The 26,488-nt window shown below is 66.7% G+C and carries 25 protein-coding genes and 1 tRNA gene; 8 read left to right on the top strand and 18 right to left on the bottom strand.

Going from position 1 to position 26,488, the window contains the following annotated elements:
- Nucleotides 1-23: 23 nt before the first annotated feature.
- The 3 genes from AYJ57_RS13805 (at nt 24) to AYJ57_RS13795 (ending at nt 2,361) form a co-directional block, all read left to right on the top strand.
- Complete coding sequence (locus AYJ57_RS13805) at nt 24-893, top strand: MerR family transcriptional regulator (RefSeq protein ID WP_066106401.1); 870 nt, start codon at nt 24-26, stop codon at nt 891-893.
- A gap of 74 nt (nt 894-967) precedes the next feature.
- Nucleotides 968-1,044 (top strand) — tRNA-Pro (locus AYJ57_RS13800).
- Between the two features lie 240 nt (nt 1,045-1,284).
- Nucleotides 1,285-2,361, top strand: coding sequence for a 2'-deoxycytidine 5'-triphosphate deaminase (locus tag AYJ57_RS13795; RefSeq protein WP_066106399.1), 1,077 nt, complete (start codon nt 1,285-1,287; stop codon nt 2,359-2,361).
- 11 nt (nt 2,362-2,372) lie between these two features.
- Here the strand turns inward: AYJ57_RS13795 and AYJ57_RS13790 are convergent, their stop codons facing one another.
- Nucleotides 2,373-3,704: a diguanylate cyclase domain-containing protein gene (locus AYJ57_RS13790; protein ID WP_066106396.1), complete on the bottom strand. Its 1,332-nt coding sequence runs from the start codon at nt 3,702-3,704 to the stop codon at nt 2,373-2,375.
- A 161-nt stretch (nt 3,705-3,865) separates the two neighbouring features.
- Nucleotides 3,866-4,099, bottom strand: coding sequence for a hypothetical protein (locus AYJ57_RS25895; protein ID WP_157374091.1), 234 nt, complete (start codon nt 4,097-4,099; stop codon nt 3,866-3,868).
- Between AYJ57_RS25895 and AYJ57_RS13785 the strand changes: the two genes are divergently transcribed.
- Nucleotides 4,089-4,754 (top strand): DUF1236 domain-containing protein, encoded by a 666-nt coding sequence (locus AYJ57_RS13785; protein ID WP_066106394.1) that lies wholly within the window; start codon nt 4,089-4,091, stop codon nt 4,752-4,754. The genes AYJ57_RS25895 and AYJ57_RS13785 overlap by 11 nt on opposite strands.
- Before the next feature lie 96 nt (nt 4,755-4,850).
- Here AYJ57_RS13785 and scpB read toward each other — a convergent pair whose 3' ends face one another.
- The 7 genes from scpB to AYJ57_RS13750 all read right to left on the bottom strand — a co-directional run bounded on the left by scpB (nt 4,851) and on the right by AYJ57_RS13750 (nt 13,392).
- A complete protein-coding gene (gene scpB / locus AYJ57_RS13780; protein ID WP_066107125.1) occupies nt 4,851-5,459 on the bottom strand; it encodes an SMC-Scp complex subunit ScpB in 609 nt (202 codons plus the stop codon).
- 70 nt (nt 5,460-5,529) lie between these two features.
- Nucleotides 5,530-6,327 (bottom strand): segregation and condensation protein A, encoded by a 798-nt coding sequence (locus AYJ57_RS13775; protein ID WP_066106391.1) that lies wholly within the window; start codon nt 6,325-6,327, stop codon nt 5,530-5,532.
- A 4-nt stretch (nt 6,328-6,331) separates the two neighbouring features.
- Complete coding sequence (locus AYJ57_RS13770) at nt 6,332-7,333, bottom strand: glycoside hydrolase family 3 N-terminal domain-containing protein (protein WP_066106385.1); 1,002 nt, start codon at nt 7,331-7,333, stop codon at nt 6,332-6,334.
- Nucleotides 7,330-8,361: an SPOR domain-containing protein gene (locus tag AYJ57_RS13765; RefSeq protein WP_237220160.1), complete on the bottom strand. Its 1,032-nt coding sequence runs from the start codon at nt 8,359-8,361 to the stop codon at nt 7,330-7,332. Before AYJ57_RS13765 ends, AYJ57_RS13770 begins: the two co-directional genes overlap by 4 nt.
- A 34-nt stretch (nt 8,362-8,395) precedes the next feature.
- Nucleotides 8,396-10,138, bottom strand: a complete 1,743-nt coding sequence (gene argS, locus AYJ57_RS13760) for an arginine--tRNA ligase (protein WP_066106382.1) — start codon at nt 10,136-10,138, stop codon at nt 8,396-8,398.
- A 133-nt stretch (nt 10,139-10,271) separates the two neighbouring features.
- On the bottom strand, nt 10,272-12,137 hold the full coding sequence (locus tag AYJ57_RS13755; protein ID WP_066106380.1) for a cation:proton antiporter: 1,866 nt from the start codon (nt 12,135-12,137) through the stop codon (nt 10,272-10,274).
- A gap of 88 nt (nt 12,138-12,225) precedes the next feature.
- Nucleotides 12,226-13,392 (bottom strand): deoxyguanosinetriphosphate triphosphohydrolase, encoded by a 1,167-nt coding sequence (locus AYJ57_RS13750; protein ID WP_066106377.1) that lies wholly within the window; start codon nt 13,390-13,392, stop codon nt 12,226-12,228.
- 133 nt (nt 13,393-13,525) lie between these two features.
- Between AYJ57_RS13750 and AYJ57_RS13745 the strand changes: the two genes are divergently transcribed.
- A complete protein-coding gene (locus AYJ57_RS13745) occupies nt 13,526-13,849 on the top strand; it encodes a HesB/IscA family protein (RefSeq protein WP_066106374.1) in 324 nt (107 codons plus the stop codon).
- Between the two features lie 75 nt (nt 13,850-13,924).
- Here the strand turns inward: AYJ57_RS13745 and AYJ57_RS13740 are convergent, their stop codons facing one another.
- The gene (locus AYJ57_RS13740; protein ID WP_066106371.1) at nt 13,925-14,371 is read right to left on the bottom strand and encodes a DUF302 domain-containing protein; all 447 of its coding nucleotides are present in this window, start codon (nt 14,369-14,371) and stop codon (nt 13,925-13,927) included.
- Between the two features lie 230 nt (nt 14,372-14,601).
- On the bottom strand, nt 14,602-15,669 hold the full coding sequence (gene recA / locus AYJ57_RS13735) for a recombinase RecA (RefSeq protein WP_066106368.1): 1,068 nt from the start codon (nt 15,667-15,669) through the stop codon (nt 14,602-14,604).
- A gap of 180 nt (nt 15,670-15,849) precedes the next feature.
- Here recA and AYJ57_RS13730 point away from each other — a divergent pair, with 180 nt between their 5' ends.
- A complete protein-coding gene (locus AYJ57_RS13730; RefSeq protein WP_066106364.1) occupies nt 15,850-16,443 on the top strand; it encodes a gamma-glutamyl kinase in 594 nt (197 codons plus the stop codon).
- A 9-nt stretch (nt 16,444-16,452) separates the two neighbouring features.
- Here AYJ57_RS13730 and AYJ57_RS13725 read toward each other — a convergent pair whose 3' ends face one another.
- The 3 genes from AYJ57_RS13725 to AYJ57_RS13715 all read right to left on the bottom strand — a co-directional run bounded on the left by AYJ57_RS13725 (nt 16,453) and on the right by AYJ57_RS13715 (nt 21,484).
- A complete protein-coding gene (locus AYJ57_RS13725; RefSeq protein ID WP_442974742.1) occupies nt 16,453-18,630 on the bottom strand; it encodes an ATP-binding protein in 2,178 nt (725 codons plus the stop codon).
- Nucleotides 18,631-18,922: 292 nt separating this feature from the next.
- Entirely contained in the window at nt 18,923-20,077 is a 1,155-nt protein-coding gene (locus tag AYJ57_RS13720; protein ID WP_066106361.1) for an RsmB/NOP family class I SAM-dependent RNA methyltransferase, read from the bottom strand.
- Nucleotides 20,078-20,260: 183 nt separating this feature from the next.
- Nucleotides 20,261-21,484 (bottom strand): amidohydrolase family protein, encoded by a 1,224-nt coding sequence (locus tag AYJ57_RS13715; protein WP_066106358.1) that lies wholly within the window; start codon nt 21,482-21,484, stop codon nt 20,261-20,263.
- Nucleotides 21,485-21,726: 242 nt separating this feature from the next.
- Here AYJ57_RS13715 and AYJ57_RS13710 point away from each other — a divergent pair, with 242 nt between their 5' ends.
- Nucleotides 21,727-22,332: a hypothetical protein gene (locus tag AYJ57_RS13710; protein ID WP_066106356.1), complete on the top strand. Its 606-nt coding sequence runs from the start codon at nt 21,727-21,729 to the stop codon at nt 22,330-22,332.
- Nucleotides 22,333-22,493: 161 nt separating this feature from the next.
- On the opposite strand, the gene guaB is transcribed toward AYJ57_RS13710, so the two are convergent.
- Together guaB and AYJ57_RS25890 are read right to left on the bottom strand one after the other, a co-directional pair.
- Complete coding sequence (guaB, locus tag AYJ57_RS13705; protein ID WP_066106353.1) at nt 22,494-23,942, bottom strand: IMP dehydrogenase; 1,449 nt, start codon at nt 23,940-23,942, stop codon at nt 22,494-22,496.
- Between the two features lie 163 nt (nt 23,943-24,105).
- Entirely contained in the window at nt 24,106-24,255 is a 150-nt protein-coding gene (locus AYJ57_RS25890; protein WP_157374089.1) for a hypothetical protein, read from the bottom strand.
- Between the two features lie 47 nt (nt 24,256-24,302).
- Between AYJ57_RS25890 and AYJ57_RS13700 the strand changes: the two genes are divergently transcribed.
- The gene (locus AYJ57_RS13700; RefSeq protein ID WP_066106351.1) at nt 24,303-25,226 is read left to right on the top strand and encodes a GNAT family N-acetyltransferase; all 924 of its coding nucleotides are present in this window, start codon (nt 24,303-24,305) and stop codon (nt 25,224-25,226) included.
- Nucleotides 25,227-25,404: 178 nt separating this feature from the next.
- Here the strand turns inward: AYJ57_RS13700 and AYJ57_RS13695 are convergent, their stop codons facing one another.
- Together AYJ57_RS13695 and AYJ57_RS13690 are read right to left on the bottom strand one after the other, a co-directional pair.
- A complete protein-coding gene (locus tag AYJ57_RS13695) occupies nt 25,405-25,953 on the bottom strand; it encodes a peptidylprolyl isomerase (RefSeq protein WP_066106348.1) in 549 nt (182 codons plus the stop codon).
- Nucleotides 25,946-26,452, bottom strand: a complete 507-nt coding sequence (locus AYJ57_RS13690; RefSeq protein WP_066106345.1) for a peptidylprolyl isomerase — start codon at nt 26,450-26,452, stop codon at nt 25,946-25,948. Before AYJ57_RS13690 ends, AYJ57_RS13695 begins: the two co-directional genes overlap by 8 nt.
- Nucleotides 26,453-26,488: the final 36 nt, after the last annotated feature.

Raw genomic sequence — 26,488 nt, 5'->3', positions numbered from 1 at the left:
GCGCTTCTGAGGGGACCGACCACATGAGCAAGTCGCGCGACGCCTTCCGCACCATCAGCGAGGTCGCCGAACTGCTGGAGACCCCGGCGCATGTGCTGCGCTTCTGGGAAACCAAGTTCACCCAAGTCAAACCCGTGAAACGCGCCGGCGGCCGCCGCTATTACCGGCCCAATGACGTCGCGCTTCTGGCCGGAATCCGGCAGTTGCTGCATGACGACGGGCTGACCATCAAGGGCGTGCAGAAGGTCCTGCGCGAACAGGGCGTCAAACATGTGGCAGCCATCGCGCCGCCGCCCGGCCTGCTGGACGAAAGCGGCGAGGATGTCGCCGAGGGCCCCGCCGCGCCGACCGCTGCCGAACCCACACCGCAACAAGACAGCGCCACCGTCCTGCCCTTCGCGCAGCCGCAAGCCGCGCTGCTAGAGGCCGTGTCGGATGCCCCCGCCGAACCGGAGCCTGCCCCCCAGCCCGAACCTAATGCGACCGACACACCGCTCTTTGCCGAGGCCAGCGATCCGGACCCGCAGGCCGCCGCCGATGATGCGCTCTGGCAGCCCGACCCTCAGGCAGACGCTCAGGCAGAAACTGAGGCCCTACCCGCAGAGCCCGTCGACACCCCGGAAGAGCCGCTCCCCGGCTTCCTGACCCAATCACTGGAGGACCGCGGTGCCACACCTCTGCCCGAAGCTGGAAGCGCCGAAGGCGCCCCCGCTGCCGCTGCCCCGCTGCCCGAGGTCGCGCAGCTCGACAGCCTGCCGCAGCCCGCGTCCGGACCGCTCACGGCGCTCGCCACAGCCCCGCAACTGACCGCGCAGCAAGCGGTTTCCGCCCGCGCCCAACTGGCCGCGCTGCGCGCCTTCGTCGCCGCGCGCGATAGCCATTCGGCGGCGTGAGAAAATTGGTGAAAAAACTTGCGCATTAGGGGTTGTGCCTGCGCTCAGAACCAGTAAATACCGGCCTCACAAGTCGGGCTATAGCGCAGCCTGGTAGCGCGTCCGTCTGGGGGACGGAAGGTCGCAGGTTCGAGTCCTGCTAGCCCGACCAATTCACCCCCGCCGCCGTTTCTGACTTGTTCCGCCCCTTAGGGTGAGAGAAACGGCCAGAGGTAAGCCTCTACCAATCCATAGAAATTTTTAGCAACTCGCACTTGAGCGTAGCTAACCCGTCACCCTGTTGGCTGCTGTCACACAGCCGCGCCCGAAGCGCTGCCCGCGCGCATTTGCCGTTCCCCTCGCCCACGCCGCTTGCTAAGCAAGTTCAACGCAATACCGGGGGATCGTGACCATGACAGGGGTGCTCGCCAGCCAGCAGATTTCGGCGCTCGTCGACAGCGGAGCCATCCGCAGCGCAGCACCGCTCGTCGAGGGGCAAATCCAACCCGCCAGCCTCGATCTGCGACTCGGCCATGAGGCGATCCGCGTGCGCGCCTCCTTCCTTGCCGGAGCCGGACGCCCGCTGGACGCGCGGCTGCAAGAGTTCGAGATGCACCGCGTCGACCTCACCGAGGGCGCCGTGCTGGAGAAGGGCTGCGTCTATGTGGTGCCGCTGCTCGAAAGCCTCGATCTGCCCGAGGATCTCTCGGCCGTCGCCAATGCCAAAAGCTCGACCGGGCGGCTCGACCTGCTGACCCGAACGATCACCGATGGCGGCACCGAGTTTGATCGAATCGCGCCCGGCTACAAAGGGCCGCTCTACGCCGAGATTTGCCCCCGCTCCTTCTCGGTGCTGGCGCGCACCGGCATGCGGCTCAACCAGATCCGTTTTCGGCGCGGCCAGTCGGTGCTGAGCGACGCCGAGCTTACCACCCTGCATGAGGCCGAAACGCTGGTCAGCGGCGGCCCGGCGGTGATCGGTGAGGGCCTTGGCTTTTCCGTCGACCTGCAACCCGGCGCTGGCGAGCTTGTCGGCTGGCGCGCCAAGCCGCACACCGGGGTGATCGACCTTGACCGGATCGGGCAGTATGACCCGGCGGAGTTCTGGGACCCGCTGCAGGCCTCGCGCGGGCAGCTGATCCTCGACCCCGACGCATTTTACATTCTCGTCAGCCGCGAAGCGGTGCATATCCCGCCGCTCTATGCCGCAGAGATGGCGCCCTATCTGGCCATGGTCGGCGAGTTCCGCGTGCATTACGCGGGCTTCTTCGATCCGGGCTTTGGCCATTCCGCGGCTGGGGGCAGCGGCTCTCGCGGGGTTCTGGAAGTGCGCTGCCACGAAGCCCCCTTCGTGCTTGAGCATGGACAGATCGTCGGGCGACTGGTCTATGAGCGTATGGATGAGCCGCCAGAGCAGCTTTATGGGGCCGGGATCGCCTCGAACTATCAGGGTCAGGGCCTGAAGCTGTCGAAGCACTTTCGCAGCTAAGGCCCGGCGGGTCACGCCGCCTCACAGAGCACCACACCCCGCTCACCCTGCTTGCGCGCCTCATCCAGCGCCTGCCGCGCCCGGCGCAGCGCGGGCCCGAGATCGCCGTCGCCGCGCCGCGCCATGACCACGGCAGCGGTGAGCGCAATCGGCAGCAGTTCCCGCTCGGGATCGCGCAATTCGCCGCCCCGCGCGCAGAGGTCCTGCGCCCGCATCGTCAACGAATCCAGCGTGCAGTTCCGGGCCAGCAGCATCAGCCCCATATCCTCGTCGCGGCAGAGCAGTTCCTCGGGCGCAAGGTCGCGGTGCAGCCCGGTGGAGACCAGCCGCAGCACCCGTTCGGCGGCGGTGCGGCCATAGCGTGCCTCCAGTGCGTCTATCCCCTCCACCTCGAGCAGCACGAGCCCTTGGCTGGTGAGCGGCCCGAAGGTGGCGCTGTAAAGCTCCGCCGAGGCCCGGGTGCGCATGCCCGTCGACGGATCGCGCATGGCGGCACGGTAGAGCCGCCATTCGGTGAGGCGCAGCCGCGAGGCGCTGGCGTCATATTTGCCGCCGAGAAAGAGGATCGCTGCAAGCATCACCAGCGTGTCCACCAGCATCAGCGTCACGCTCGACAATTCGAGCCATGGGCCCGGCACGAAGCGGACCGAAACCGCCTGCGCTGCCACCAGCACGAGCCACGCGAGGAGGATACCGCGCACGATCCGACCCGAGGCCGAGCCGCTGACCAAAGGCCGCAGCAGCGCGCGGCGGGCGTGTCTGGCGACATTGGCCACCCCAAGCGCCAGCAGCAGCAGCGATGTGGACAGGGACATATCGCCGAACATCGCGGGCTGGCCGTTGAGATAGCCCACGGCGGCGATGAACGGCAGGAACATGGTCATCAGCATCAGGCTGCAAGACGACAGCGGCAGCCGCCGGTAGCACAGCTGCGCCCCGGCCAGCAGCACGAAGGACACCGCGGTGTTACCGCCCATGCGCCCGGCGCCCACGGTAATCCCCGCGCGGTAGCCGAGCCCGGTGAGCAGGCACAGCGCAATAACCATGAGCCAAAGCAGCGTCTCGCGCCCGTCAGAGCGGCGCAGGGGCCGCTGCAGCAGCGTCGCCGACAGCGCCGCGACTCCCGTCAGCAGCGTCGGCAGAGAGAGCGCCGCATCGCCGCTTGGCGCATAGAGACGCGAGATCCCGTAAATATGCCCCTCTGCCGCGATCAGCAGCAGCGCACCGGCCAGCACCAGACAGACCATGCGCGTCCACGCGAGGGGCCGGAGGCTGGGATGGGCGGGCGCGAGAAACACGCCGTTCTGCGCCGTCAGAGCCTGAAATTTCGCACTGTGATCCACCTGTCCGGCCTCCGGAATTCGCTTGGTAAGACAGGCATCCTCGCAGATCACAGTTAAAGCGGGCTTTAGATGACGCCGCCGCCACACCGCGATCTTCGACTTACTCCGACGCATTTGACGAAAACCTGCGCGGACCTGCCATCCCCGGCTGCCGAGCGACGTCAAAAGCATGCACCAGATCGCGCGAGGGCAAGATAACTCCCCCCGTTGCGATCTTGTTCCAATTCACCAAGCCGCCAAGCGCCATTCCGCCCAAACAATGAAATATCAATCACTTCGGGAGGTTTTTTCATCTTTCCGGGAACGGTCTTGCTGATCTTGCGGTTGAGGCACCAGAACGGCGGATCGCAGCGCGGCCGCCAAAGATCAGAAAGGATTACTCCGATGACCACCAAGAAAACGCTTCTGCTTTCGCTGCCGCTTGCCGCTCTGGTTGCCGCTCCCGTCTCCGCCGCGATGAGCGCCTCGGCCACCACCGAGCTGAACCTGCGCGCAGGCCCCGGCCCGCAGTACCAGATCGAGAACGTGATCCCCTCGGACGCCGAAGTTGACGTGAAGGGCTGCCTGGCAGACGCGGAATGGTGCGAGGTGAGCTATGAAGGTGTGGAAGGCTGGGCCTATTCCGCCTATCTGACCACCCCGGTCGAGGACGAGCCGGTTGTGCTTTACGAAAACCGCGACCGCGTTGAGGTGAAGACCATCACCTATGAAGACAAGGACAATGCCGCAGCTGGCGCAGGTGTCGGCGGTGCATGGGGCGCGGCCGTGGGCTCGCTGCTGGTGGGCGGCCCGGCTGCCGTCGCAGCAGGCGCGGTGCTGGGTGCCGTGACCGGCGCGGCCAACAACGCCGAAGAAAAGACCGTCACCTATATCGAGCGCAACCCGGTCGAGCCGGTCTATCTGAACGGCGAAGTTGCCGTGGGCGCAGGCATCCCGCAGGAGATCGAGGTCTATGAGGTGCCGGAGAGCGACTTTGAGTATCTCAACGTCAACCAGCAGACCGTGCTGATCGACCCCGAGACCCGTCGCATCGTTCAGGTCGTGCGCTAACTTAGCGCCGCAATAGATTGACTATAAATACGAAAGGCCCCGATTGATCGGGGCCTTTTGACGTCTGCATGGCGCCTTGGACTGGCAAAGACGAGGTCAGTCTTCGAAAAGTTCCGACTGACCGGGGGCTTCGTCTTCCTCGTCGTCGTCGTCTTTCTGACCCAGCGAAATGCTGCCCGGCGGCGGGCGGTTGTCGAGCAGACCGGCGGCGCGCAGTTCCTTCAGCCCCGGCAGGTCGCGCGCGTTCTCGAGCCCGAACTGGTCGAGGAAATCCTGCGTCACCACGAAGGTCACAGGGCGGCCGGGGGTCATCTTGCGGCGGCCAAAGCGGATCCACTCCATCTCCAGAAGCTGGTCGATGGTGCCGCGCGAAACGCTGACGCCGCGAATCTCCTCGATCTCCGCGCGGGTCACCGGCTGGTGATAGGCGATGATCGCCAAGGTCTCGATCGCCGCGCGCGAGAGCTTGCGGGTCTCCACCGTTTCCTTTTGCATCAGGAAACCGAGGTCGGGCGCGGTGCGGATCGCCCAAGCGTCGCCAACACGCACCACATGCACGCCGCGCCCCTCATAGCGTTTGCGCAGATGCGCCAGCGCCTCGGCGGGATCGCAGCCATGCGGCATGCGGTCTTCGAGCTCGCGCGCCGTCACCGGCTCGGCAGAGGCGAAGAGGATGGCCTCGACCATACGCTCCTGCGCGCCCATGGGCGGTGCCTCGAACAGGCTGTCCTGATCCTCCTCGGCAGGCTGCTCGGGGCGGAAATCGTCGATATCTTCACTCACGCGGGGTCTCTCTCTTGCGCAGATGGATCGGCGCGAAGGTCTCGTCCTGCCGGATCTCCACATGGCCTTCCTTGGCCAGTTCCAGCGAGGCGGCAAAGGTGGCGGCGGTGGCAGAGCGCCAGCGCATGGGATCCTCGGACCAGCCATCGGGCAGCCAGCCAGAAATGTCGGTCCACTCCCCGGCAAAGCCCATCAGCCCGCGCATCCGGTCGAGCGCCTGTTCCATGGTGAAGACGTCGTGGCGGTCCATCACGAAGGGGCGGAATTCGTCGCGGGTGCGGATGCGGGCATAGGCCTGCATCAGATCGATCAGCGAGGCGGTATATTTCACCTTGCGCACGCGCTGCATGTCCTCTGGGATACCGCGGGCGAAAAAGTCGCGCCCCAGCCGGTCACGCGCCATCAGCCGGGCGGCGACGTCGCGCATGGCCTGCAGACGCTCGAGCTGAAAGGCAAGGTGGGCGGCCAGTTCCTCGCCCGACGGACCCTCTTCGGTGGGATCGGGCGGCAGCAGCAGGCGCGATTTCAGGAAGGCCAGCCAGGCGGCCATCACCAGATAGTCGGCGGCCAGTTCGATGCGCAGCTCCTTGGCGCGCTCGACGAAGGCGAGATATTGGCGCGACAGCTCCAGCACCGAGATCTTGCGCAGATCGACCTTTTGCGTGCGCGATAGCGACAGCAGCAGGTCGAGCGGCCCCTCATAGCCCTCGACGTCGACGATCAGCGCCTCCGCCGCAAGACGGTCGGCGACGCTGAGCGTCTCGAACTCCAGTTGCGAATTGTCCTGCATGTGATCAGCGGTGCCCGGCCAGCAAGGCCTCACGTTCGGCCCTGAGGGCCGCTATGTCAATCTCGGCAGGCACGGTGCGCGTGCGCAGCGCCGCCTCGGCGCGCGTCTGCGCAGCCTCGGTCATCCAGCCTGCCTCGCGCACCGCCTGTTCCATCTCGGGCATCTTGCCGTTGCAATGCAGCACCAGATCGCAGCCCGCGGCAATCGAGGCCGCGCTGCGCTCGCCGATGCTGCCCGTGAGCGCCTCCATCGAGATGTCGTCGGTCATCAGCAGGCCCTGAAAGCCGATGTTTTCGCGAATGAGCGTGATCATTGCCGGGTCGATGGTGGCGGGCTTGGTGTTGAGCCCTTCAAAGACCAGATGCGCGGTCATCGCCAGCGGCAGATCGGCGAAGGGCCGGAAGGCGGCGAAATCCACCTCTTCCAGCTCCGCGCGCGGCGCGTCGATGCGCGGCAGGTCCTTGTGGCTGTCGAGCTGCGCAAGCCCATGACCGGGCAGGTGTTTCATCACCGGCAGCACGCCGCCATCGACCATGCCCTTGGTCGCGGCCTTGCCCATTTCGACCACCTGCGACAGGCTCTCGCCATAGCAGCGGTTGCGCAGGAAGGCATGGGTCTGAGACCGCGCCACATCCAGCATCGGCGCACAATTGCCGTCGATCCCCAGCGCCAGTAGCTCGGCGGCGATCAGGCGATAGCGCAGTTCCATGGCGCGCGCGGCGTTGGGTCCGGCCTGCATCACCTCATCGAGCGGCGGCAGGAACTCGGTGGCGAGCGGCGGGCGCAGGCGCTGCACGCGGCCCCCCTCCTGATCAATGAAGATAGGGGCGTGCCAGCCCACAGCGGCGCGCAGATCGTCGCAGAGCGCGCGGATCTGCTCCGCCGTTTCAAGATTGCGGGCAAAGAGGATGAACCCGAACGGGCGCGCTTCGGCAAAGAAACGCGCCTCGTCCTCGCTCAGCACCGGGCCGAGCGGGGCCAGAATAGTCGCTCCGAAGCGGCTCACCGGGTGGTCACCGGGATGCAGTCGGCGTTTTCGGCAACGAAGGCGGCGCAGAAGCGGCGCGCGTCGGCCAGATCGTCAAAGCCCGCGGCGCGCAGCCGGTAGAAGGTACGCCCGCCCGAGCTTGCCTTTTCGATCACCCGATCCTTGCCGTCCATGAACTCGCCAAACCGGGCGCTGAAGCGCTGCCATTCCTCGCGCGCCACATCGGCGCTGACATAGGCGCCAAGCTGCGCAAGCCGCGTGCCAGCGGGCAGCGTGTCGGGGCTGATCTCTTCGGGGCCAACGGCTTCGGGCTCTGCCGGGGCCAATGCGACCGGCTGGTTCAGCAGATCGCCGGGACGGGTGGACGGCCGCAGCGAGCGGATCAGCGCGCCCGCGGGCGCGGCGCCGGTGACGCTGGCGACCAGTTCGCCCTCGCCGTCCTCACCATCAAGATCGCTGAGCGGCTTGGCATTGGCGGCGATCTGATCGGCAAGCGCCTGAATTGGATCGACCTCGCCGCCTTCGGCCAGATCATCGCTCAGCCCCTCGCCGGACGCGTCGCTGGACAAGACCGCCGGTTCGATCCGGTCGGCGTTGCGCTGCGCCTCGGCCAGCCGCGATTGCGGGATATCTTCGTCCGAGAGACCAATCCCCTGCGGCGCCAGCAACAGCCGGTCCGCGCCGCCCTCGGCGGTGCCGGTCCCGGCCACGGCGTTGACCGCAAGCCCCTGATGGTCGGCGGTCGAGCCGCCCGGATCCTCGGGCGCCACGCGCATGGGACCGTCCATGGCCTGCACCACGGGGATCCCGTTCACATCACGCATCAGAAGATCGTAGCCCCAGACGCCAACGCCAACGACCAGCGCCAGCGACACCGCCGCACCGGCCCAATTGGCCAGCGATGCGGCGCGGCGCCCGGACGGGGCCGGTGCCTCCGGCCCCTCATAGGGGTAATCGGGGTAGTCCGCGGAATAATCCGCCGGGTAGTCCGCCATGTCTGCCTCGGTCTGCCTGTCGGGCCGGCGACGGGTGTCGCTGCCGGCCATCTTGCTCTGCCTTATTGCCCCGAGGCGCCTTATGTCAGCGCATCTCTTCTGCCGGGGTCACGCCCAAGATACCAAGACCCGCCGAAATGACAACCGCGACGGCCCGTGCCAGCGCGATTTTGCCTTGGCTGACAGTCGGATCGTCCTGCAGGAAGCGCAGGTCGGGCTCGTCGTGGCCGCGGTTCCACAGACCATGCAGATCCGAGGCCAGTTCGTTGAGCCAGATGGCAACCTTATGCGGCTCGTGGCCCTTGGCGGCGATCTCGACGAGGCGCGGCCATTCGGCGACCTTCTTGGCCAGCGCCAGCTCTGCCTCATGGGTCATGCCCGATAGATCGACCTTGGACAGCGCCGCATCGCTGACGTCGATCCCCGCCTCCTGCGCCTTGCGCATCACCGAGCAGACACGCGCGTGGGCGTATTGCACGTAGAACACCGGATTCTCGCGGCTCTGCTCGACGGCCTTGGCGAAGTCGAAGTCCAGCGAGGCGTCGTTCTTGCGGGTCAGCATGACGAAACGGGTGACATCGGGGCCAACCTCTTCGACCACGTCGCGCAGGGTGACAAAGGTCCCTGCCCGCTTGGACATTTTGAATTCTTCGCCGTTTTTGAAGAGCTTAACCAGCTGGATCAGCTTGATATCCAGCGGCACCTTGCCATCGGACAGCGCCGAAACCGCCGCCTTCATCCGCTTGACGTAGCCGCCGTGGTCGGCGCCGAACACGTCGATCAGCATGTCGAAGCCGCGGCTCACCTTGTCGTAGTGATAGGCGATGTCGGGGGCGAAATAGGTCCAGCTGCCGTCCGACTTCATGATCGGGCGGTCGACGTCATCGCCATGCTCGGTCGACTTGAAAAGGGTCTGCTCGCGCGGCTCCCAATCCTCGGGCTTCTTGCCCTTCGGCGGCTCCAGCACGCCGCGGTAGATCAGGCCCTTCTCTTTCAGCGAGTCGATGGCGGCCTCGATCTTTCCGGTGCCGTAGAGCGACTTTTCCGAGAAGAAGTGATCCATCTTCACGCCGAGCAGCGCCAGATCCTCGCGGATCATGCCCATCATCTCGTCGGTGGCGAAGTTGCGCACCTCTTCGAGCCATTCGGCCTCGGGCTGATCGACATATTTGTCACCAACCTGCGCCTTCAGCTTCTCGCCGACGCCGATGAGATACTCGCCCGGGTAGGTTCCGGCTTCGAACTCAACAGTGCGGCCATGCGCTTCGAGGTAGCGCAGGTACACAGACCGCGCCAGCACGTCGACCTGCGCGCCGCCGTCGTTGATGTAATACTCGCGCGTCACAGCGTAGCCCGCGTAATCCAGCAGCGAGGCCAGCGCATCTCCAAAAACAGCGCCGCGGGTGTGGCCCACGTGCATCGGGCCGGTGGGGTTGGCCGAGACATATTCGACGTTGACCTTCAGCCCCTGCCCCATGTCCGAGCGGCCATAGTCGGTGCCGGCCTCAAGCACGGTGGCGGGCAGCGCCTGCCACACCGACGGGTCGAGGCGCAGGTTGAGGAACCCCGGGCCCGCAACCTCGGCGCTGGCGATCCGGCTGTCGGCGCCCAGCTTGGCGGCGAGCGCCTCGGCGATGTCGCGCGGCTTTTGCTTGGCGGGCTTGGCCAGCACCATCGCGGCATTGGTCGCCATGTCGCCATGCGACGGGTCTCGCGGCGGCTCCACCGTCACGGCGGCGGTCGCCAGCCCTTCGGGCAGCGCGCCTTCGGACTGCAGCGCCTCGATTGCCTGAAGGACAAGCGCGCGAATGTCGGTGAAGAGGTTCATCTATCTGTCTCCATACGGTCGGATGCTCCTCTACCATCTTGGCCCGCAGGGTCAAATGCAGAGAGCGGCGGAATGGCCGGGAATGTGCCGGAACGCCCGCAGGCGGCCCCGAAACCCATGCCCGGCCCCTGCCCTAGACCGCTTTCGCGCCCTTCAGCGTGTCATTGCCGTTCTCGTCGCGGCGGTCTTCCTTGCGCTCTTCGCGCTTGGGCGCCAGCACCACCAGCCGCACGCCGTCGGCCTCTTTCGGCGCATCATCCGGCCCAAGCAGGCGGAAAGTGCCATTGGGCCCAAGATCGGCGACGATATGCCCGCGCGGGTTCATCTCACGCCAGTTTTCCAGCGTGAACTCTTCGGTGAGCCTTGAGACGCGGAACTCCCAGCCCTCGGAGATGCGCGCGTTGCCCTCCCAATAGCTCTCGTCCGGCCCGAAGCGGCGCCCGCCCAGCGTGGCGGGCAGCGCGTGGCGGGTCGAACTGTCGCGCTGCGGCTTGAGCTGGAAGATGTGCTCGCGCCCGAAATCCGGCGCAAGGTCGGTGGCCACCAGAGTGTTGTAGGCGTCATTGTCGGTGGCGGCGATCAGATGCTCATAGCTCACCAGATCGAGCCGATGCTCGGCGGCTTCCGACAGGATGTCGCCAAAGAACGTATCCAGCCCCGCCTTGCGCGCGTCGCGCAGATGCGCGTGGTTGGGATCGGCAATCAGAACGGGCAGCTCCAGCTTCTTCAGCGCCAGACCCAGCGCCACCGACCAGCGCGAGCCGCCGGTGATCAGCACGCCGGGCGTCTCGGTCGCGGTCTGCCCCAGAAGCCGCGCCATGGGCGCCAGCGTGAAGCCGTGCAGCACCACCGTCGCCGCCACCAGCGCGAAGGCCAGCGCCGGGATGCGGCCCGCGTCCTCGATCCCCAGCGACACCAACCGCTGGCCAAACAGTCCGGCCACCGCCACCAGCACCACGCCGCGCGGCCCGGTGAAGGCCACCAGCAGCCGCTCGGACCACGGCAGATTGGTGCCGATGAGCGAGATCAGCACCGGAATGGGCCGCGCCAGCAGGATCACCGACAGCACGAAAGCGGCGGCGCGCCAGTCGAGCGAGGTCAGCGTCTCGCGGCTCATGTTGGCGGCGAGCAGGATGAACACGCCCGAAACCAGCAGGATCGTCGCGTGCTCCTTGAAACGGCGCATCTCTTCGTAGCTGGCGAGCCCGGCGTTGGCGATCCACACGCCCATCAGCGTCACCGCCAGCAGCCCGCTTTCATGCAGCACCGAGTCGGCCAGCGCAAAGACCGCCAGCATCGACACAAACAGCACCGGCACCTTCATGTATTCGGGCACCTTGCCGCGCTTGAAGGCCTGCGACAGCCCCCAGCCGCCCAGCACCCCCAGCGCCGAGGCCGCAAGAATGCCCACCGCGATGTCGACCAGCGCCTCGCTCATGGACACGGCATCGGCCAGCACTGTGACCACCTCGAAGGCGAGCACCGCCGCCAGCGCGCCGACCGGGTCGTTGACGATGGCCTCCCATTGCAGCAGCGCCGAGGGGCGGTGTTTCAGCCGCGCCTGCCGCAAGAGCGGCGCGATCACTGTGGGGCCGGTGACGATCATGATGCCGCCAAAGACCGCCGAGCTTTCCCAGCTCAGCCCCGCCACCCAATGCAGCGCCGCCGCCGAGGCGGCCCAGCCCAGCGGAGCGCCGACAAAGATCAGCCGCCGCACCCCGAGCCGCGCGTCGCGCAGCCCCTGAAAGTTCAGCGTCAGCCCGCCTTCGAAAAGGATGATGGCCACGGCGATCGCCAGCATCGGCTCCATCAACTCGCCGAAATCGCCATGCGGATCGAGGATGCCGAGGCCCGGCCCGATGGCCAGCCCCGCCACCAGCATCACCACGATCGCCGGCAGCTTCATCCGCCATGCAAGCCATTGCGATCCCACGCCAAGCGCGCCCACGAGGGCGAAGCCAAGTATAGGGTCGATCCCGCCCATATCAGGTCCGGTCATTCATGGGCCCTTTCGTCTGTCCCGCGCCTCCCGCGTCCATGATCTGGTCCGCGGGGCGGCTCTGTCCAGAGCACAGGCTAACACGGGCTCATGGCACGTCGTGCAGGATATCCTTGCCGGTGAGCTTGGCATGCTGCTGCAGGGCAAAGCGGTCGGTCATCCCGGCCACGTAATCGGCCACCATCCGCGCAAGCTCGGTCTCGCCGCGCGGCTCAATCGCGCGCCAGCGCGCCGGCAACAGCAGCGGGTTGTTCATATAGATCGGGAAGAGCTCCATCAGCGCCTGCGTCACCTTCTCGCGGATCACCACCACCGAAGGCGCGCGATACATGCGGGTGAAGAGGAACGTGCGCACCTGTTTCAACTCGCGGTACATCTCGTCCGAGAAAGCCACCACCGGATGGCCAAGCGCGCGGATGTCATCGCAGCTCTGCGGGTTCGCGGCAGCGATGCGGGCGCGGCTGGTGTCGATCACGTCGCTGACCATATAGCCGAACACCCGGCGCAGCGCCTCATGGCGGCGGCGATAGGCGTCGAGGCCCGGATAGAGCCGGTCAACCTCGGCATAGGCGGGCGCGATCAGCGGCAGATCGGCGATATCCTCTTCGGTGAACAGCCCGGCGCGCAGCCCGTCCTGCAGATCATGGTTGTTATAGGCCACATCGTCGGCGATCGCCGCCACCTGCGCCTCGCCGCTGGCATGGGTGTGAAGCTCCAGATCATGCTCGGCGTTATATTCGGCCAGCGCCAGCGGCAGCGTCTCGCCGTCTTTCAGCGGCAGCAGCGGACCATTGTGCTTGGCGATCCCCTCGAGCGTGTCCCAAGTGAGGTTGAGCCCGTCGAACTCGGCATAGTGGCACTCGAGCCGGGTGACGATGCGCAGCGTCTGGGCGTTGTGATCGAAGCCGCCATAGGGCGCCATCAGATCATGCATCGCATCCTCGCCGGTATGGCCAAAGGGCGTGTGCCCAAGGTCATGCGCCAGCGCCACCGCTTCGGTCAGATCGGTGTTGAGCCCCAGCGCGTTCGCCATGGTGCGCGCCACCTGCGCCACCTCGATGCTGTGGGTGAGCCGGGTGCGGTAGAAATCGCCCTCATGCTCGACGAAGACCTGCGTCTTATGCTTCAGTCGGCGGAAGGCCGAGCTGTGAATGATGCGGTCGCGGTCGCGCTGAAAGCACGAGCGGAACGCGCTTTCCTCTTCCGCCACGCGGCGGGGTCTCGCCCCTTCGGGGTCGCAGGAATAGATAGCCATCTCTTCAGCCTTTCAGCGCATCGGGTCGCGGTTCACGGCACGGTGCTTGGCACGGCTGCGCCGGGTGGTTGCCGCTGCTCTTGAGGATCCCTATATTATGGACCGACCGGGAGATAAACCTTTGAGGCCGCCCATGAACCTGCCCCCGAAAGTGACTGACCGCGCCTATGAGCGCCTCGCCGAGATCGGTGCGGGCGCGCAGGGCAAGGCGCTGCGCATCGCCGTCGAAGGCGGCGGCTGCTCGGGCTTTCAGTATGACATCCGCCTCGACGACGCCGCCGAGGACGATCTTGTGCTCGAACGTCAGGGTGAGCGCGTGGTGGTGGACAGCGTGTCGCTGCCCTTCCTGACCGACGCGGTGATCGACTTCTCCGAAGAGCTGATCGGCGCGCGCTTCACCATCGAGAACCCCAATGCCACCAGCTCCTGCGGCTGCGGCACCAGCTTCTCGATGTAAGCGCGCCGCGCCTATGACGCATCAAAGCCACGGCAGCGCCGTGGCTTTTTTGTTTGCCTGAAAGGCCTTCCGCGCCTATTCCCCGGCGGCCGCCTTGGCGAAGCGCTCCAGCGCCTCCTCCATCTTCTCGATGTACTCGGCGTCATCGTCGATATCGAGATCGTCGAAGGTCTCCTCCGGCTCCTCCCAAAGGATCTGCGTTTCGCCATCCTCGCCCGCATAGACCAGCATCTTCAGCGGCAAATAGAGCCCGGCCCGCATGTCGTCCTGCATGGCGGGCGTGCCGAGCTTTGGATTGCCGAAGATCAGAAGCTGCGCCTCGGCAAGCTCCATCCCCGCCGCCCGCGCGCCCGCACCGTGATCGACCCGCGCAAAGACACTCGCCCCCGCGGCTTTGACACTGGCCTCGAGCCGGTCGGCGACTTCGGCCACCGAGCCTTCGGCCTGCACGCGTTCCACATCCGCGAAAGCTGCGGCCGGCAAAAGCGCCGAAAGCGCCATGGGTGCAAGAAGATGTTTCATATCGCTCCTCCCTAAAGCTGCAGATCCAAAACCAGCATCCGCCGCCCAAGGTTCCCCGCAAGCCTCTCCGCCCCCGCCACAGCCCGCTGCGGCAAACAAAAAAGGGGCGCGCCCGCCAAGGCCCGCCCCTTCTTCTCTTTTCAAATACGCATGTCGCGACCGCACCTACGGTGCCGCGCCAGAGGTCCGTTGGCGGTCCCCACTGGCGGTCAGCACCAGTGGTCCGCGCCTCAGTCCTCGGTGACCGCGTCGTCGCCGTCGCCGCCGTTGAACTCGAGCCCATGCGCCGCGCGGATCTTATCCTCAATCTCGGTGGCGATCTGGGTGTTTTCCTTCAGGTAGTTCTTGGCGTTTTCACGCCCCTGACCGATGCGCTCGTCACCGTAGGAATACCAGGCGCCGGATTTGTCGACCACGCCGGCCTTGACCCCAAGGTCCAGCAGTTCGCCGGTTTTCGAGATGCCTTCGCCGTACATGATGTCGAACTCGACCTGTTTGAACGGCGGCGCGACCTTGTTCTTCACCACTTTGACGCGGGTGGCGTTGCCGACCACTTCGTCCCGGTCCTTGATCGAGCCGATGCGGCGGATATCGAGGCGCACCGAGCTGTAGAACTTCAGCGCGTTGCCGCCGGTGGTGGTTTCGGGCGAGCCGAACATCACGCCGATCTTCATCCGGATCTGGTTGATGAAGATCACCATGCAGTTGCTGCGCGCGATCGAGCCGGTGAGCTTGCGCATCGCCTGGCTCATCAGGCGGGCGTGCACGCCGACAGAGCTGTCGCCCATGTCGCCCTCAAGCTCGCTCTTGGGGGTCAGCGCGGCGACGGAGTCGACCACCACGAGGCTGACCGCGCCCGAGCGCACCAGCGTGTCGGTAATTTCCAGTGCCTGTTCGCCGGTGTCGGGCTGCGAGATCAGCAGCTCGTCAAGATCGACGCCCAGTTTCTTGGCGTATTGCGGGTCGAGCGCGTGTTCCGCGTCGACAAAGGCCGCAACGCCGCCCTTTTTCTGTTCCTCGGCCACCGCATGCAGGGTGAGCGTGGTCTTGCCCGAGCTTTCGGGGCCATAGATCTCGATGATCCGGCCCTTGGGCAGGCCGCCAATGCCGAGGGCGATGTCGAGCCCCAGCGAGCCGGTGGAGGTTGCCTCGATGTCGCGCAGGGCGTTGTCGCCGCCCAGCTTCATGATCGAGCCCTTGCCGAATTGCCGCTCGATCTGGGCCAGCGCCGAGTCGAGTGCCTTTTGCCTGTCCGCGTTGCGCTTGCTGTCCATAGTCAGAAGATCTGCCGTTGCCATGATTTCCGATCCTTATTTCACACCGCGTCCGGGGCGGCAATCGCTGCTTTTGTTCGCCTCTTGTTCTTACTCGCCGTTATGGGACCAAAAAGAGAACATTTCAAGCGCGAACTCACGTAAGTCTTGCGAAACATGGTTAAAGAGTAGTTTATCGGCAAAAAGACAAAGCTGGGGACGGGAATGCTGGTGTTCTGGAAGGCGCGGCTGGTGCTGCTGGCGGTGCCAAAGACGGGAACCTCCGCCTATGAGGCGGCGCTGGGGCCACATGCGTCGATGGCGGTGCTCGACCCGCCCGAGCTGAAACACGCGCCGGTCTACCGCTACAACCGCTTTTTCCGGCCGATGTTCGAGAAGATGGGCGTGGAGCATATGGAGCTTATGGCCGTGGTGCGCGAGCCGGTGTCCTGGCTCGGCTCGTGGTATCGCTATCGCCAGCGCGGGTTTCTGGAGGGCAAGCCCACCTCGACCCGCGGCCTCAGCTTCGATGATTTCGTCGACGCCTATACCCGCGGCGAGCGTCCGCCCTTCGCCAATGTCGGCAGTCAGGCGAAATTCGTCGAGCCTCGGCCCAATGGCACCAACGTCACGCATCTGTTCCGCTACGAGAACCAAGCGGTGATCACCGGCTTTCTGGAAGAGCGTCTCGGCCTAACACTGGATCTGCCGCGCGAGAATGTCTCGCCGCGAGCCGATCTGGCGCTGTCTCCCGAGATCGAAGCCAAGCTGCGCCGCAAATGCGCGGCGGATTTCGAGCTTTGGGAACGGGCTGGCTGAACCCGCCGCTCAGGCCAGCTGCCGCTGCACCGTCTCGGTGAGATCGCTGAGCGAAAACGGCTTGGGCAGGAACACCGAATTGGGCACTTCGATCCGGCTTTTGTCGAGCGCTTCCTCGGCATAGCCCGACACGAAAACCACCCGCGTCCCCGGTCTATCGACCAGCGCCCGGCGCACCCAACTGGGCCCGTCGAGCCCCGGCATCACCACATCGGTGACAAAGACATCCACATGCAATTTCGCATCGCCAAGGATCTCCAGCGCCTCCTCGGCGGTCTCGGCCTCGATCACCTCAAAGCCCCGCAGCCGCAGCGCCCGGCCCGCAAAGGCGCGCACCGGCGCTTCATCCTCGACCAGCAGCACGGTGCTGCCGTCGCGCGGCGCTGAACTGGCGCTCTCCTCGGGCCTCACCGCTTCCACCTCGGCGGCCTGCTCATGGGCTGGGAAGAGCAGCGTGAAACAGCTGCCCTCGCCCATCACGCTGTCGACAAAGATGAAGCCGCCGGTCTGTTTGACGATGCCATAGACCGTCGACAGGCCAAGCCCCGTGCCCTCGCCCGTGCGCTTGGTGGTGAAGAAGGGCTCAAAGACTTTCTGCAGCTTGTCCTGCGGGATTCCGACGCCCTGATCGACCACCTTCACGCAGGCATAGGCCCCCGGCTCGACCCGCGCGCGGTCGCGCTGCAGCGGGTCGTGCAGCACGCAACGCTCGGTCTCGATGGTGATCTCGCCGCCCTCGGGCATGGCGTCGCGGGCGTTGACCACGAGGTTCATCATCACCTGCTCGAGCTGGCGGCGGTCGCCGCGGATCGGCGGCAGCACCGGATCGTGGCGCAGGGTCAGATTGACCCGCTCCCCCACCAGCCGGTTGAGCAGATGGGTAAGGTCCGACAGCGTGTCGCGCAGGTCGAGCTTTTCGGCGCTGAGCGTCTGCTTGCGCGAGAAGGCCAGCAACTGTCCGACCAGCGCCGCCGCGCGGTTGGCGTTCTGGTTGATCTGCATGAGGTCGGCATAATCGGCATCGCCCTGATCATGGCGCAGCAGCAGCAGGTCGCAATGGCCCGAGATGGCGGTCAGCAGGTTGTTGAAATCATGCGCGACGCCTCCGGCCAACTGGCCGATCGCCTGCATCTTCTGGCTCTGGACGAATTGCGCCTCGAGCGTCTTGAGCTCGGTGGCGTCGTTCAGCACTGCGACAAGCTCGGCGCGCCCGCCCTCCATCACACGGTTGAGCGTGACCTGCACGAACACCTCGCGGTCCGGGCGCACCAGCCGCAGGAACTCCGAGCGGTGCAGGCCACGGCCCGCGGCGGCATCCACCAACCAGTCGGTGATCGCGCGGCCAAGCCCCTCCATATGCTCGCCGATCCGGCTGCCATCGGCGCTGGTGACTTCGAGCATGCGGCAGGCCTCGGGGTTGGCGCGCAGGATCAGCCCGTCGGGGCGCAGCCGCAGCAGCGGCACAGGCAGCTCGTCAACGCCGTCGCGCACCGCTGCGCCGCTGGTGTCCGGCAGCCGCTGCAGGGTGATTTCCTGCCGCCCCACGCCCGCATCGGCGATATGGATCTCGAAACTCTCCGGCCCTTCCGCGGTGACCACCTGCTGCACCATGCCCGAGCGGGGCGCGGCCTCGAGCACCTCGTCGAGCCGCTTGATACGGCGGCCCAACAGGCGCCGCGCGGGCGCGTTCATATAGAGCACCGCGCCGCTGCGCCCCACGGTCAGCACCGGCGTTTCGGGGCTATGGAGGCGCGGCGGCACCGCCGGATCGGCCAAGGGCCGCGGCGGCAGACGTTCGAGCCGCCAGCAGGCCGTGCCCGCGGTTTCGATCAAAGTGACCCGGTAGCGCCCCGCAGAGGACACCACATCCTCGCTCGCCCCGCCCTCGCCATCGGCGCGCAGCAAGAGCCGCTGGATCAGCGCCGCAGCGTCAGGAAGTAGCGGCGCCAGCACCGCCTCGACCCGGTCACCCGGCCCCGCGCCCAAGCCAGCGCGCGCCGCGCGGTTGGCATAGCTCACGCGCCCGCCGCTGCCCGAGAGCAGCGCCGGCACCGGGTCCACCTCGATAAGGCCTTCGAGCGCCGCCACATCGCGCCCGGCGCGGCGCCGCCCCAGACCGCGCCGCAGCGTCAGAAGCCCCGCCAGCGCAAAGAACGCGCCGCCCGCGGCAAAAAGCGCAAGCTCCATCTCGGCGCTGGCCATATCGCCGGGCGGCGGCAGCAAGGCCGCCGCGGCGACACAGCCCAGACCGGCCGCCGCCAAAACGAGACCCGGAACCATCTCGCGCAGCTGCCGCGGCAGCCCTTTCGCCTCATAGGCCTCTGATTGCGTCACACTGCCTCCATTCCCGCGACAAGCATCACGTCTTCATGTGGCACATGCAGGATTAACCAAAGGTTAACCGCGCCGTGACATGACGTCAGGCAGCGGATGGAGCGGCAAGATTACGCTTCACGAGCGGCGCTTCAGAAGAGGTGCTTCAGGAGGCGCGTTTCAGGAGCGCGTGATAAAAACCGTCGCCACCGTCGCGCGGCAGATACTGGCGCTGCTCCGTCACCGTCCACTCCGGGTGGCGCTGCGTGAACGCCGCGATCTGCGCGCCGTTCTCGGGCGCCAGCATCGAGCAGGTCGCATAGGCCAGCACCCCGCCGGGGCGCACCAGACGCGCGGCGATATCGAGGATCTCGGCCTGCACCTTCTGCAACTCCTCCAGCCGGTCCGGCGTCAGCCGCCATTTGCCTTCGGGCGCCCGGCGCCACGCACCGCTGCCGGAACAGGGCACGTCGCAAAGCACCAGATCGTAGCTGCCCTTGGGTTTGGCCACGGGGCGCACACGGGCCCCGGCGCGCTCGGCGCGGGCGGGCAGATCGGACATGCGGCGCGGCTCGGCGTCATGCGCCTCGATCTCGCCGCCGGTGCGGGCGGCCATGGCGAGCGCCTTGCCCCCGCCCCCGGCGCAATAATCCAGCACCCGCTGCCCCGGCGCCAGCGGCAGCGCCTCGACCACCGCCTGACTTGCCACATCCTGCAGTTCCACCAGACCCTCGGCAAAGGCGCGGCCCTGCGCGATGCGGCGCGCGCCTTCGATTACCTCAAGCGCCCCTGCGGCGAGCGGATGCGGGCGGGTCTCGATCCCCTCGGCGGCCAACGCCTCCTGCGCCGCGGTCAGATCCCCGCGCAGGCTGTTGACCCGCAGAAACACCGGAGCGCGCTCGCGCAGCGCCTCTGCAGCCGGTCCCGCCTCATCGCCAAGGCTTTCGGTCAGCAGAGCGTCGAGCCAATCGGGCATGTCGCGCGCATCGGCCCCCTCGGGCAGCGCGCCCGCCGCCGTTTCGGCATCGGTCAGCGGCGCGGGGGCGTGGCCGTCGCCGGTGAACAATGTCTCGGGTGCGATCCCCTGCTGGCGCAGCAATCCTATAAGCCGCGCGCGACCGCTCTCGCCGCCGCCCTGTACGGCGGTCGAGCGCCAGCGCCGCAGCGTGTCGAAGACATGGTCACGCACCGCCGCCCGGTCCTTGGAGCCCGCGTAACGCGCGCCCCGCGACCAGCCAAGCAGCGCCTGTTCCGCCGCCATGCCGCCAGCGATCCGGTCGAGCACCTCGGCGGCGGCCTGAAGCCGTGCGCCGGGGGTCATGCTGCGCGCTCCGCCCAGAGGGCCGCGCCCGTGATCGTCCGGCTGACCCGCCCTGTGATGGAATGCTGCATGGCGCCTGCCCCTCTACCTCGCCCGCCTTGGGCCGTTCAGCGCCCCTCTACCCGGCTCCGGCGCGGCGCGTCCAGCGCTTTCCCCGCAGCGCTCGCCCCGCGACACCCAAGCTCAGGGCCGCAGCAGCCGCGGCGCGGGCGCCTCAAAGCTCATCCGTCCGGCGCGCATCCCCCACAGAGGCCGCCCGATCTCGGCAACCGTCGCCGCCCGGCTCGCCCCCGGCAGCAGCACCAGATCCGCCGCGCTGCCCAGACGGATCGCCGGATCGCGCCCCAGCAGGCGGAACGCCGCACCGCTCACCATGTCGAAACAGGCGCTCAGTTCCGCCTCCTGCCCCAGTTGCGCGACATTGGCGAAGAGATTGGCCATCCGCGGCAGCGAACAATCGCCATAGGGCGTGAACGGGTTGAGCACATTGTTGGTGGCCACCGTGCAGCACACGCCGCCCGCGTGAAAGCGATGCGCGGGCGCCACCCCGCGCGGCACCGCATGATCGAACTCGCGCCCGGTGATGAAGAGATCGGTCGCCGGCAGCACGGTCAGGGCGATCCCCGCCTCACGCAGCAGCGCCACGCTCTGCGCCAGCGCCTCGGGCGGCAGCATCGAAAGCTTTGTGACATGGCCGATCGCCACCCGCCCCTGCATGCCAAAGGCGATGGTCTGGCGCGCCACTTCGTCCAGATGCCGCCAGCCGGGATCGAGGTCGAAATCGAGGTGGAAATCCAGATCCACATCGAACTCCCGCGCCATCTCGAAGATCCGCGCGATCTGCCCATGCGGGTCACTGTCGGTATAGGGGCAGCCGCCCAGCAGATCCGCCCCCTGCGCCAGCGCCGCGCGCAGCAACTCTTCGGTGCCGGGATAGTTCAGCAGCCCTTCCTGCGGAAACACGCAGATCTGCAGATCGAGTGCCCAGGCATAGTCCTTGGCCAGTTGCTGCACTGCGTGAAACCCCGCCAGACCGATCACCGGGTCGATCTCGACCTGCGTGCGGATGAGCGTGGTGCCCTGCCCGATCGCCCGCTCCAGCACCTTCGCGCCACGGGCGTAGACGTCCTGTTGGGTGAAACCGCGCTTGGCCGCGGTCACCGCCTCAAGCGCGCCCTTGAGCGTGCCGCTGTGGTTCACCGCGCGTTCGAGGATGCAGGCCTTGTCGAGGTGCAAATGGCTGTCGGCAAAGCCGCGGATGAGCAGCCCGCCCCACGCCTCGCGCACCGGCGCATCGCTGTCGATCCGCGGCGCGATGGCGGCGATTTTTCCCTCTGCGATGCCGATATCAACCGGCTCCGCACCGTCCTGCAGCCGCGCCTGAGAGATGACAAGATCGAGGGACATGGCAAGGCCTTTCGCTTGAGAGGCGCCGCGCGCGGCACCGTTCAACCGCTTCTAGCCATTGGGTTTCCGCCAAAGCAAGACGGGCGGCGCAGGATCGCAGTTCGCGCAACCGGCGCTGCGCAGGAAAGAGGCGATGCGCCCTACCGCCCACAGCTTCGGACTCGGCCTCGGACAATTTACCGAATATTCAGAATTGATTTCATTAAATGCTGCATCTTCCGCCCGCACCGGAGAGCGCCGAAATGCCGACGATCACGATCGACGAGACGACATTCGCCAACCTGCGGATGCTGCAATCACAACGCCGAGCCGTGACACCAGCGGCCATCGTAGAACAACTGGTGCGGCAAGAAACCGAGAACTGCGCATCTGCGCCTCAAGCCGCGGCGCCCAAGCCATTGCCAGACGGCCTTGCGCTCTACGAAGTCGCCGCCAGCGCGCCCGGGCCCCCACAACTCAGTCACATGAAGCCGGTAAGGGCGACGCTCGATGGCATCCCGGTCGCTAGGCCGAACTGGAACAAGATTCTCCGCACGGTCATTAAGATCATCGACCACAGAGGGGTGGTCGGCGCGCAACTGCAGTCAGAGCTCGGCGGGCTGGCGAAAGTCGGCAAGCATATCGGAAATGGCCTTACATATGTGGCGGAGGCTGGTGTCACAGTGCGGGGTCAATCCGCAGAGTGCGCTTGGAGAGCGATCGCGCGACCGTCGAGCCAACATGGAATTTCTGTTCGAATTGAATATGCGCATAGGGATGCCGTCGCTGACGTCGGACCTTGCGAGGTCTCGGTACTTACGTCCGGCCCGCGCGAAGGGCTCGACCAGAAATATCAGCACCAGCGGTGACGCGAAAACGCGCTACCTCTCGATCTATAGTATCCCAAGCACCTACGTGCCCTACTCGCCCTTTCATGCTTGAAAGAAAGATAGCGCTCGCCGCCATAGCACACCCAAAGAAAAAGGCCGGCCCCGAAGGACCGGCCCTGATCTTCTCAATCCGCCGCGGCTCAGCCGATGCGGTAGTTCGGCGACTCGCGGGTGATCTGCACGTCGTGCACGTGGCTTTCCGACAGACCCGCGTTGGTGATGCGCACGAAATTGCAGTTCTTGCGCATCTCTTCGACGGTGGCATTGCCGGTGTAGCCCATGGCGGCGCGCAGGCCGCCGACCAGTTGGTGGATCACCGCCGAGGCCGAGCCCTTGTAGGGGACCTGACCCTCGATGCCCTCGGGCACCAGCTTGTCGCTCGCCGCGTCTTTCTGGAAGTAGCGGTCGGCCGAGCCACGCGCCATGGCGCCGAGGCTGCCCATGCCGCGGTAGGCCTTGAACGAGCGGCCCTGATAGAGGATCACCTCGCCCGGGCTCTCGTCGGTGCCCGCGATCATGCTGCCGACCATGGCGCAGGACGCCCCCGCAGCGATCGCCTTGGCGAAATCGCCCGAGAACTTGATGCCGCCGTCGGCGATCACCGGCACGTCACCGGCGGCCTTGGCGCAATCCATCACCGCCGTCAGCTGCGGCACGCCAACCCCGGCGACCATGCGGGTGGTGCAGATCGAGCCCGGGCCAATGCCGACTTTCACCGCATCCGCGCCCGCATCGATCAGCGCGCGGGTGGCATCGGCGGTGGCGACATTGCCCGCGATCACCTGCACGTGGTTCGACAGGTTTTTGGCGCGGGTCACCGCCTCGAGCACCCCGGCGCTATGGCCATGCGCAGTGTCGATCACCACGATGTCGACGCCCGCATCCACCAGCGCTTCGGTGCGCTCAAAGCCCGCGTCGCCGACGCCGCTCGCGGCAGCGACACGCAGACGGCCCAGCTCGTCCTTCGAGGCGGTGGGGTTGACCACGGCCTTCTCGGTGTCCTTCAGCGTCAGCAGGCCGGTGAGCTTGCCGCTGGCATCGGTGACCAGCAGCTTCTCGATCCGGCGCGCGCGCATCAGGCTGATCGCCTCTTCGCGGTCGGCGGGCTCTTGCAGGATAGCAAGGTGTTCCGAGGTCATCATCACCCGCACCGGCGTGTCGGGCTTTTGCGCAAAGCGCATGTCACGGTTGGTGACGATGCCGACCACGCGGTGCTTCTCATCGACCACCGGGAAGCCGGTGAAGCCGTAGCGCTCGGTCAGCGCCTGCGCGTCGGCCAGCGTCTGCTCGGGGGTCAGCGTCACCGGGTTGTAGACGATGCCACTCTCGAAGCGCTTCACCCGGCGCACTTCCTGCGCCTGACGCTCGATGTCGAGGTTCTTGTGGATCACCCCGATGCCGCCGGCCTGCGCCATGGTGATGGCCATGCGGGCCTCGGTCACCGTGTCCATCGCCGAGGACAGCAGCGGAATGTTGAGCGCGATGCTCTTCGTCACCCGCGTGCGCGTGTCAGCCGTGGACGGCAGGACGCTGGACGCAGCGGGAAGCAGTAGGACGTCGTCGAAGGTGAAAGCCTCGCGAATCTCCATGGGGGCGGCTCCTTGGGAGGGTATCGGTTGGCACGTCCCTATTGCACGGAAGTTGAGCGGGGGAAAGACCCCTCGCGATTTCGCACGCTTGGACGTGGTTTTTGTGGGGGCGCTGCCCCCGCCCTGCGGGCTCCCCCGGGATATTTGAACCAAGAGGAAGGGCTCAGAGCATCAACTCAGCCAGCGCCAGAAGGGCGAAAGGCAGCGACAGAATTAGCGCCAGCAAGAGCGCGGCGGCGCGGGTCGGACGGGCGCGCAGTGCTGTGGTGTCTCTTTGCTTGGTGGGGCGTGGGCTGAGGGGCGGGCGGCTCATGCGGCCATGTTAACCACATCGTGACTTCTCGAAACGTTAATGCCCGCATGGACGCGCCATGCCTGCCCCTGACCTTGCCCCTGCCGCAATCGCCGCAATACGCCCGCGCCTGCGCGGCTCTCGGCACCGAGACGCGCGGCGGCACATTGACTGGCTCAGGCAGCGCGTCGGGCCGCGAGTGGCTGCACTGGCAGACACAGGCGCGCCACCTGCCCGGCCTTGGCCGGGTCGAGTTGCTCTCACGCGGCCCCGTAACGCGCGATTGCGACGCCCCCGCACCGCTGGACGCATGGTTCGAGGGGTTTCTCGCAGCCCGCCCCCGCGGGCCGCTGCTGCTCAATGCCGATGGCACGCCGCCCGAGGTGCTGCGCCGCGCGGGCTTCTGGCCGCTGCTCACCCCGGCGAGCTTGGCGCTGCTGCCGCTCGGCCCCGAGACGGAGATGCGCGCCGCACTGGCGCAAAAATGGCGCAACCGGCTCAACCGGGCGCAACGCAGCGGGCTGCGGCTGCGGCGGCTGGCGCTGCGCGGCGATCACTGGCTGCTGCCCACAGAGGCGGCGCAGGCGCGCGCCCGGCGCTATCGCAACCTGCCGCCGGGCTTCCTTGCCGCCTATGCTGCCGCCAACCCCGGCGACGCGCTGATCTGGGAGGCGCGGCTGGAGGGCGCGCCCGTCGCCGCTATCGCGGTGCTGCGCCACGGGCTGATGGCCAGTTGGACCAGTGGCGTCACAAGGCCCGAGGGCCGCCGCTCCGGCGCGATGAACCTGCTGCTTTGGGAGGCCGCGCGCTGGCTTGCGGCGCAGGGGCACCTCTGGCTCGACATGGGCATCCTCAACCAGCAAGACGCGCCGGGGCTGACGCATTTCAAGCTCGGCACCGGCGCGCGCGTGCATCGGCTCGGCGGCACTTGGATGCACAGCCGCGCCCTCGCCCCGCTGGCCCGCCGCCTGCCAAGCGCCTCGGCGCGCTGATAGCCAAGCGCCTCGGTGCGTTGACAGCCGCGACGCACCTGCCCTAACACCCGCAAATGAAAAAGGGCCGGCCACCGCGCGGTGCCCAGCCCTTCTTCTCTTCGCAAATACGCCCCAAGAACTCCCGGGTGAATTGCCCGCAGGGCAAGAGGGGCAGCGCCCCTCCCCAGCGCAAGGCTTACTCGGTCACGCTCACCGAGGTCATCACGTCGGGCTTGCCGATCACCGCGCCATTGCGGCCTTCGCCGCGCTTGATCGCGTCGACCACTTCCATGCCCGAGGTCACCTCGCCCACCACCGTGTACTGGCCGTTCAGATGCGGCGCCGGGGCGAACATGATGAAGAACTGCGAGTTGGCCGAGTTGGGGTTTTGCGAGCGGGCCATGCCGACCACGCCGCGCTCGAACGATTTGTCCGAGAACTCCGCCGGCAGATCATCCATGTCCGAGCCGCCGGTGCCCGCCATGCGCAGGTCCTCGCCCAGCTTGCCGTATTGCACGTCGCCGGTCTGCGCCATGAAGCCGTCGATCACCCGGTGAAACACCACGCCATCATAAGCGCCGGATTTCGCCAGTTCGGTCAGCCGGGCCGAGGCCTCGGGCGCGACATCGTCGAACAGTTCGATGTGGAAGGTGCCATTGGCGCCCTCGCCTTCGACCTGCACGTCGAGCCCCGCCGCCAGCGCGGGCGAGGCCAGCACCGAAAGCAGCAGCGCCAGCTTACGCATCTGCAGCCACCTTCACCGAGATCATCCGGTCGGGCTCGGCAGGCGGCTCGCCGCGGGTGATCGCGTCCACATGCTCCATGCCTTCGACAACCCGGCCATAGACGGTGTACTGGCCGTTGAGGAAGTGGTTGTCCTTGAAGTTGATGAAGAACTGCGAGTTGGCCGAGTTCGGGTTCATCGAGCGCGCGGCGCCCAGCGTGCCCCGGTCATGCGGCAGTTTCGAGAACTCCGCCGGCAGGTCCGGCAGGTCCGAGCCGCCAGTGCCGGCGCGGCGCAGGTTGAAACCGTCTTCCATGTCGCCATGCTCGACATCGCCGGTCTGCGCCATGAAACCGTCGATCACGCGGTGGAAACAGACGTTGTCATACTCGCCCGCGCGCGCCAGTTCCTTCATGCGCTCGGCGTGTTTGGGGGCCACGTCGGGCAGCAGCTCGATGGTGACGGTGCCACCTTTCAGCTCGATGAGAATGGTGTTCTCGGGGTCCTTGATCTCGGCCATGTCGATACTCCCTATGGCAAGTGCTGGCCGAGATTT

This window comes from Salipiger sp. CCB-MM3 (assembly GCF_001687105.1).
Lineage (GTDB): Bacteria > Pseudomonadota > Alphaproteobacteria > Rhodobacterales > Rhodobacteraceae > Salipiger.
Note: the sequence above shows the minus strand (reverse complement) of the source record. Positions and strands in the feature narration are given on the sequence as shown.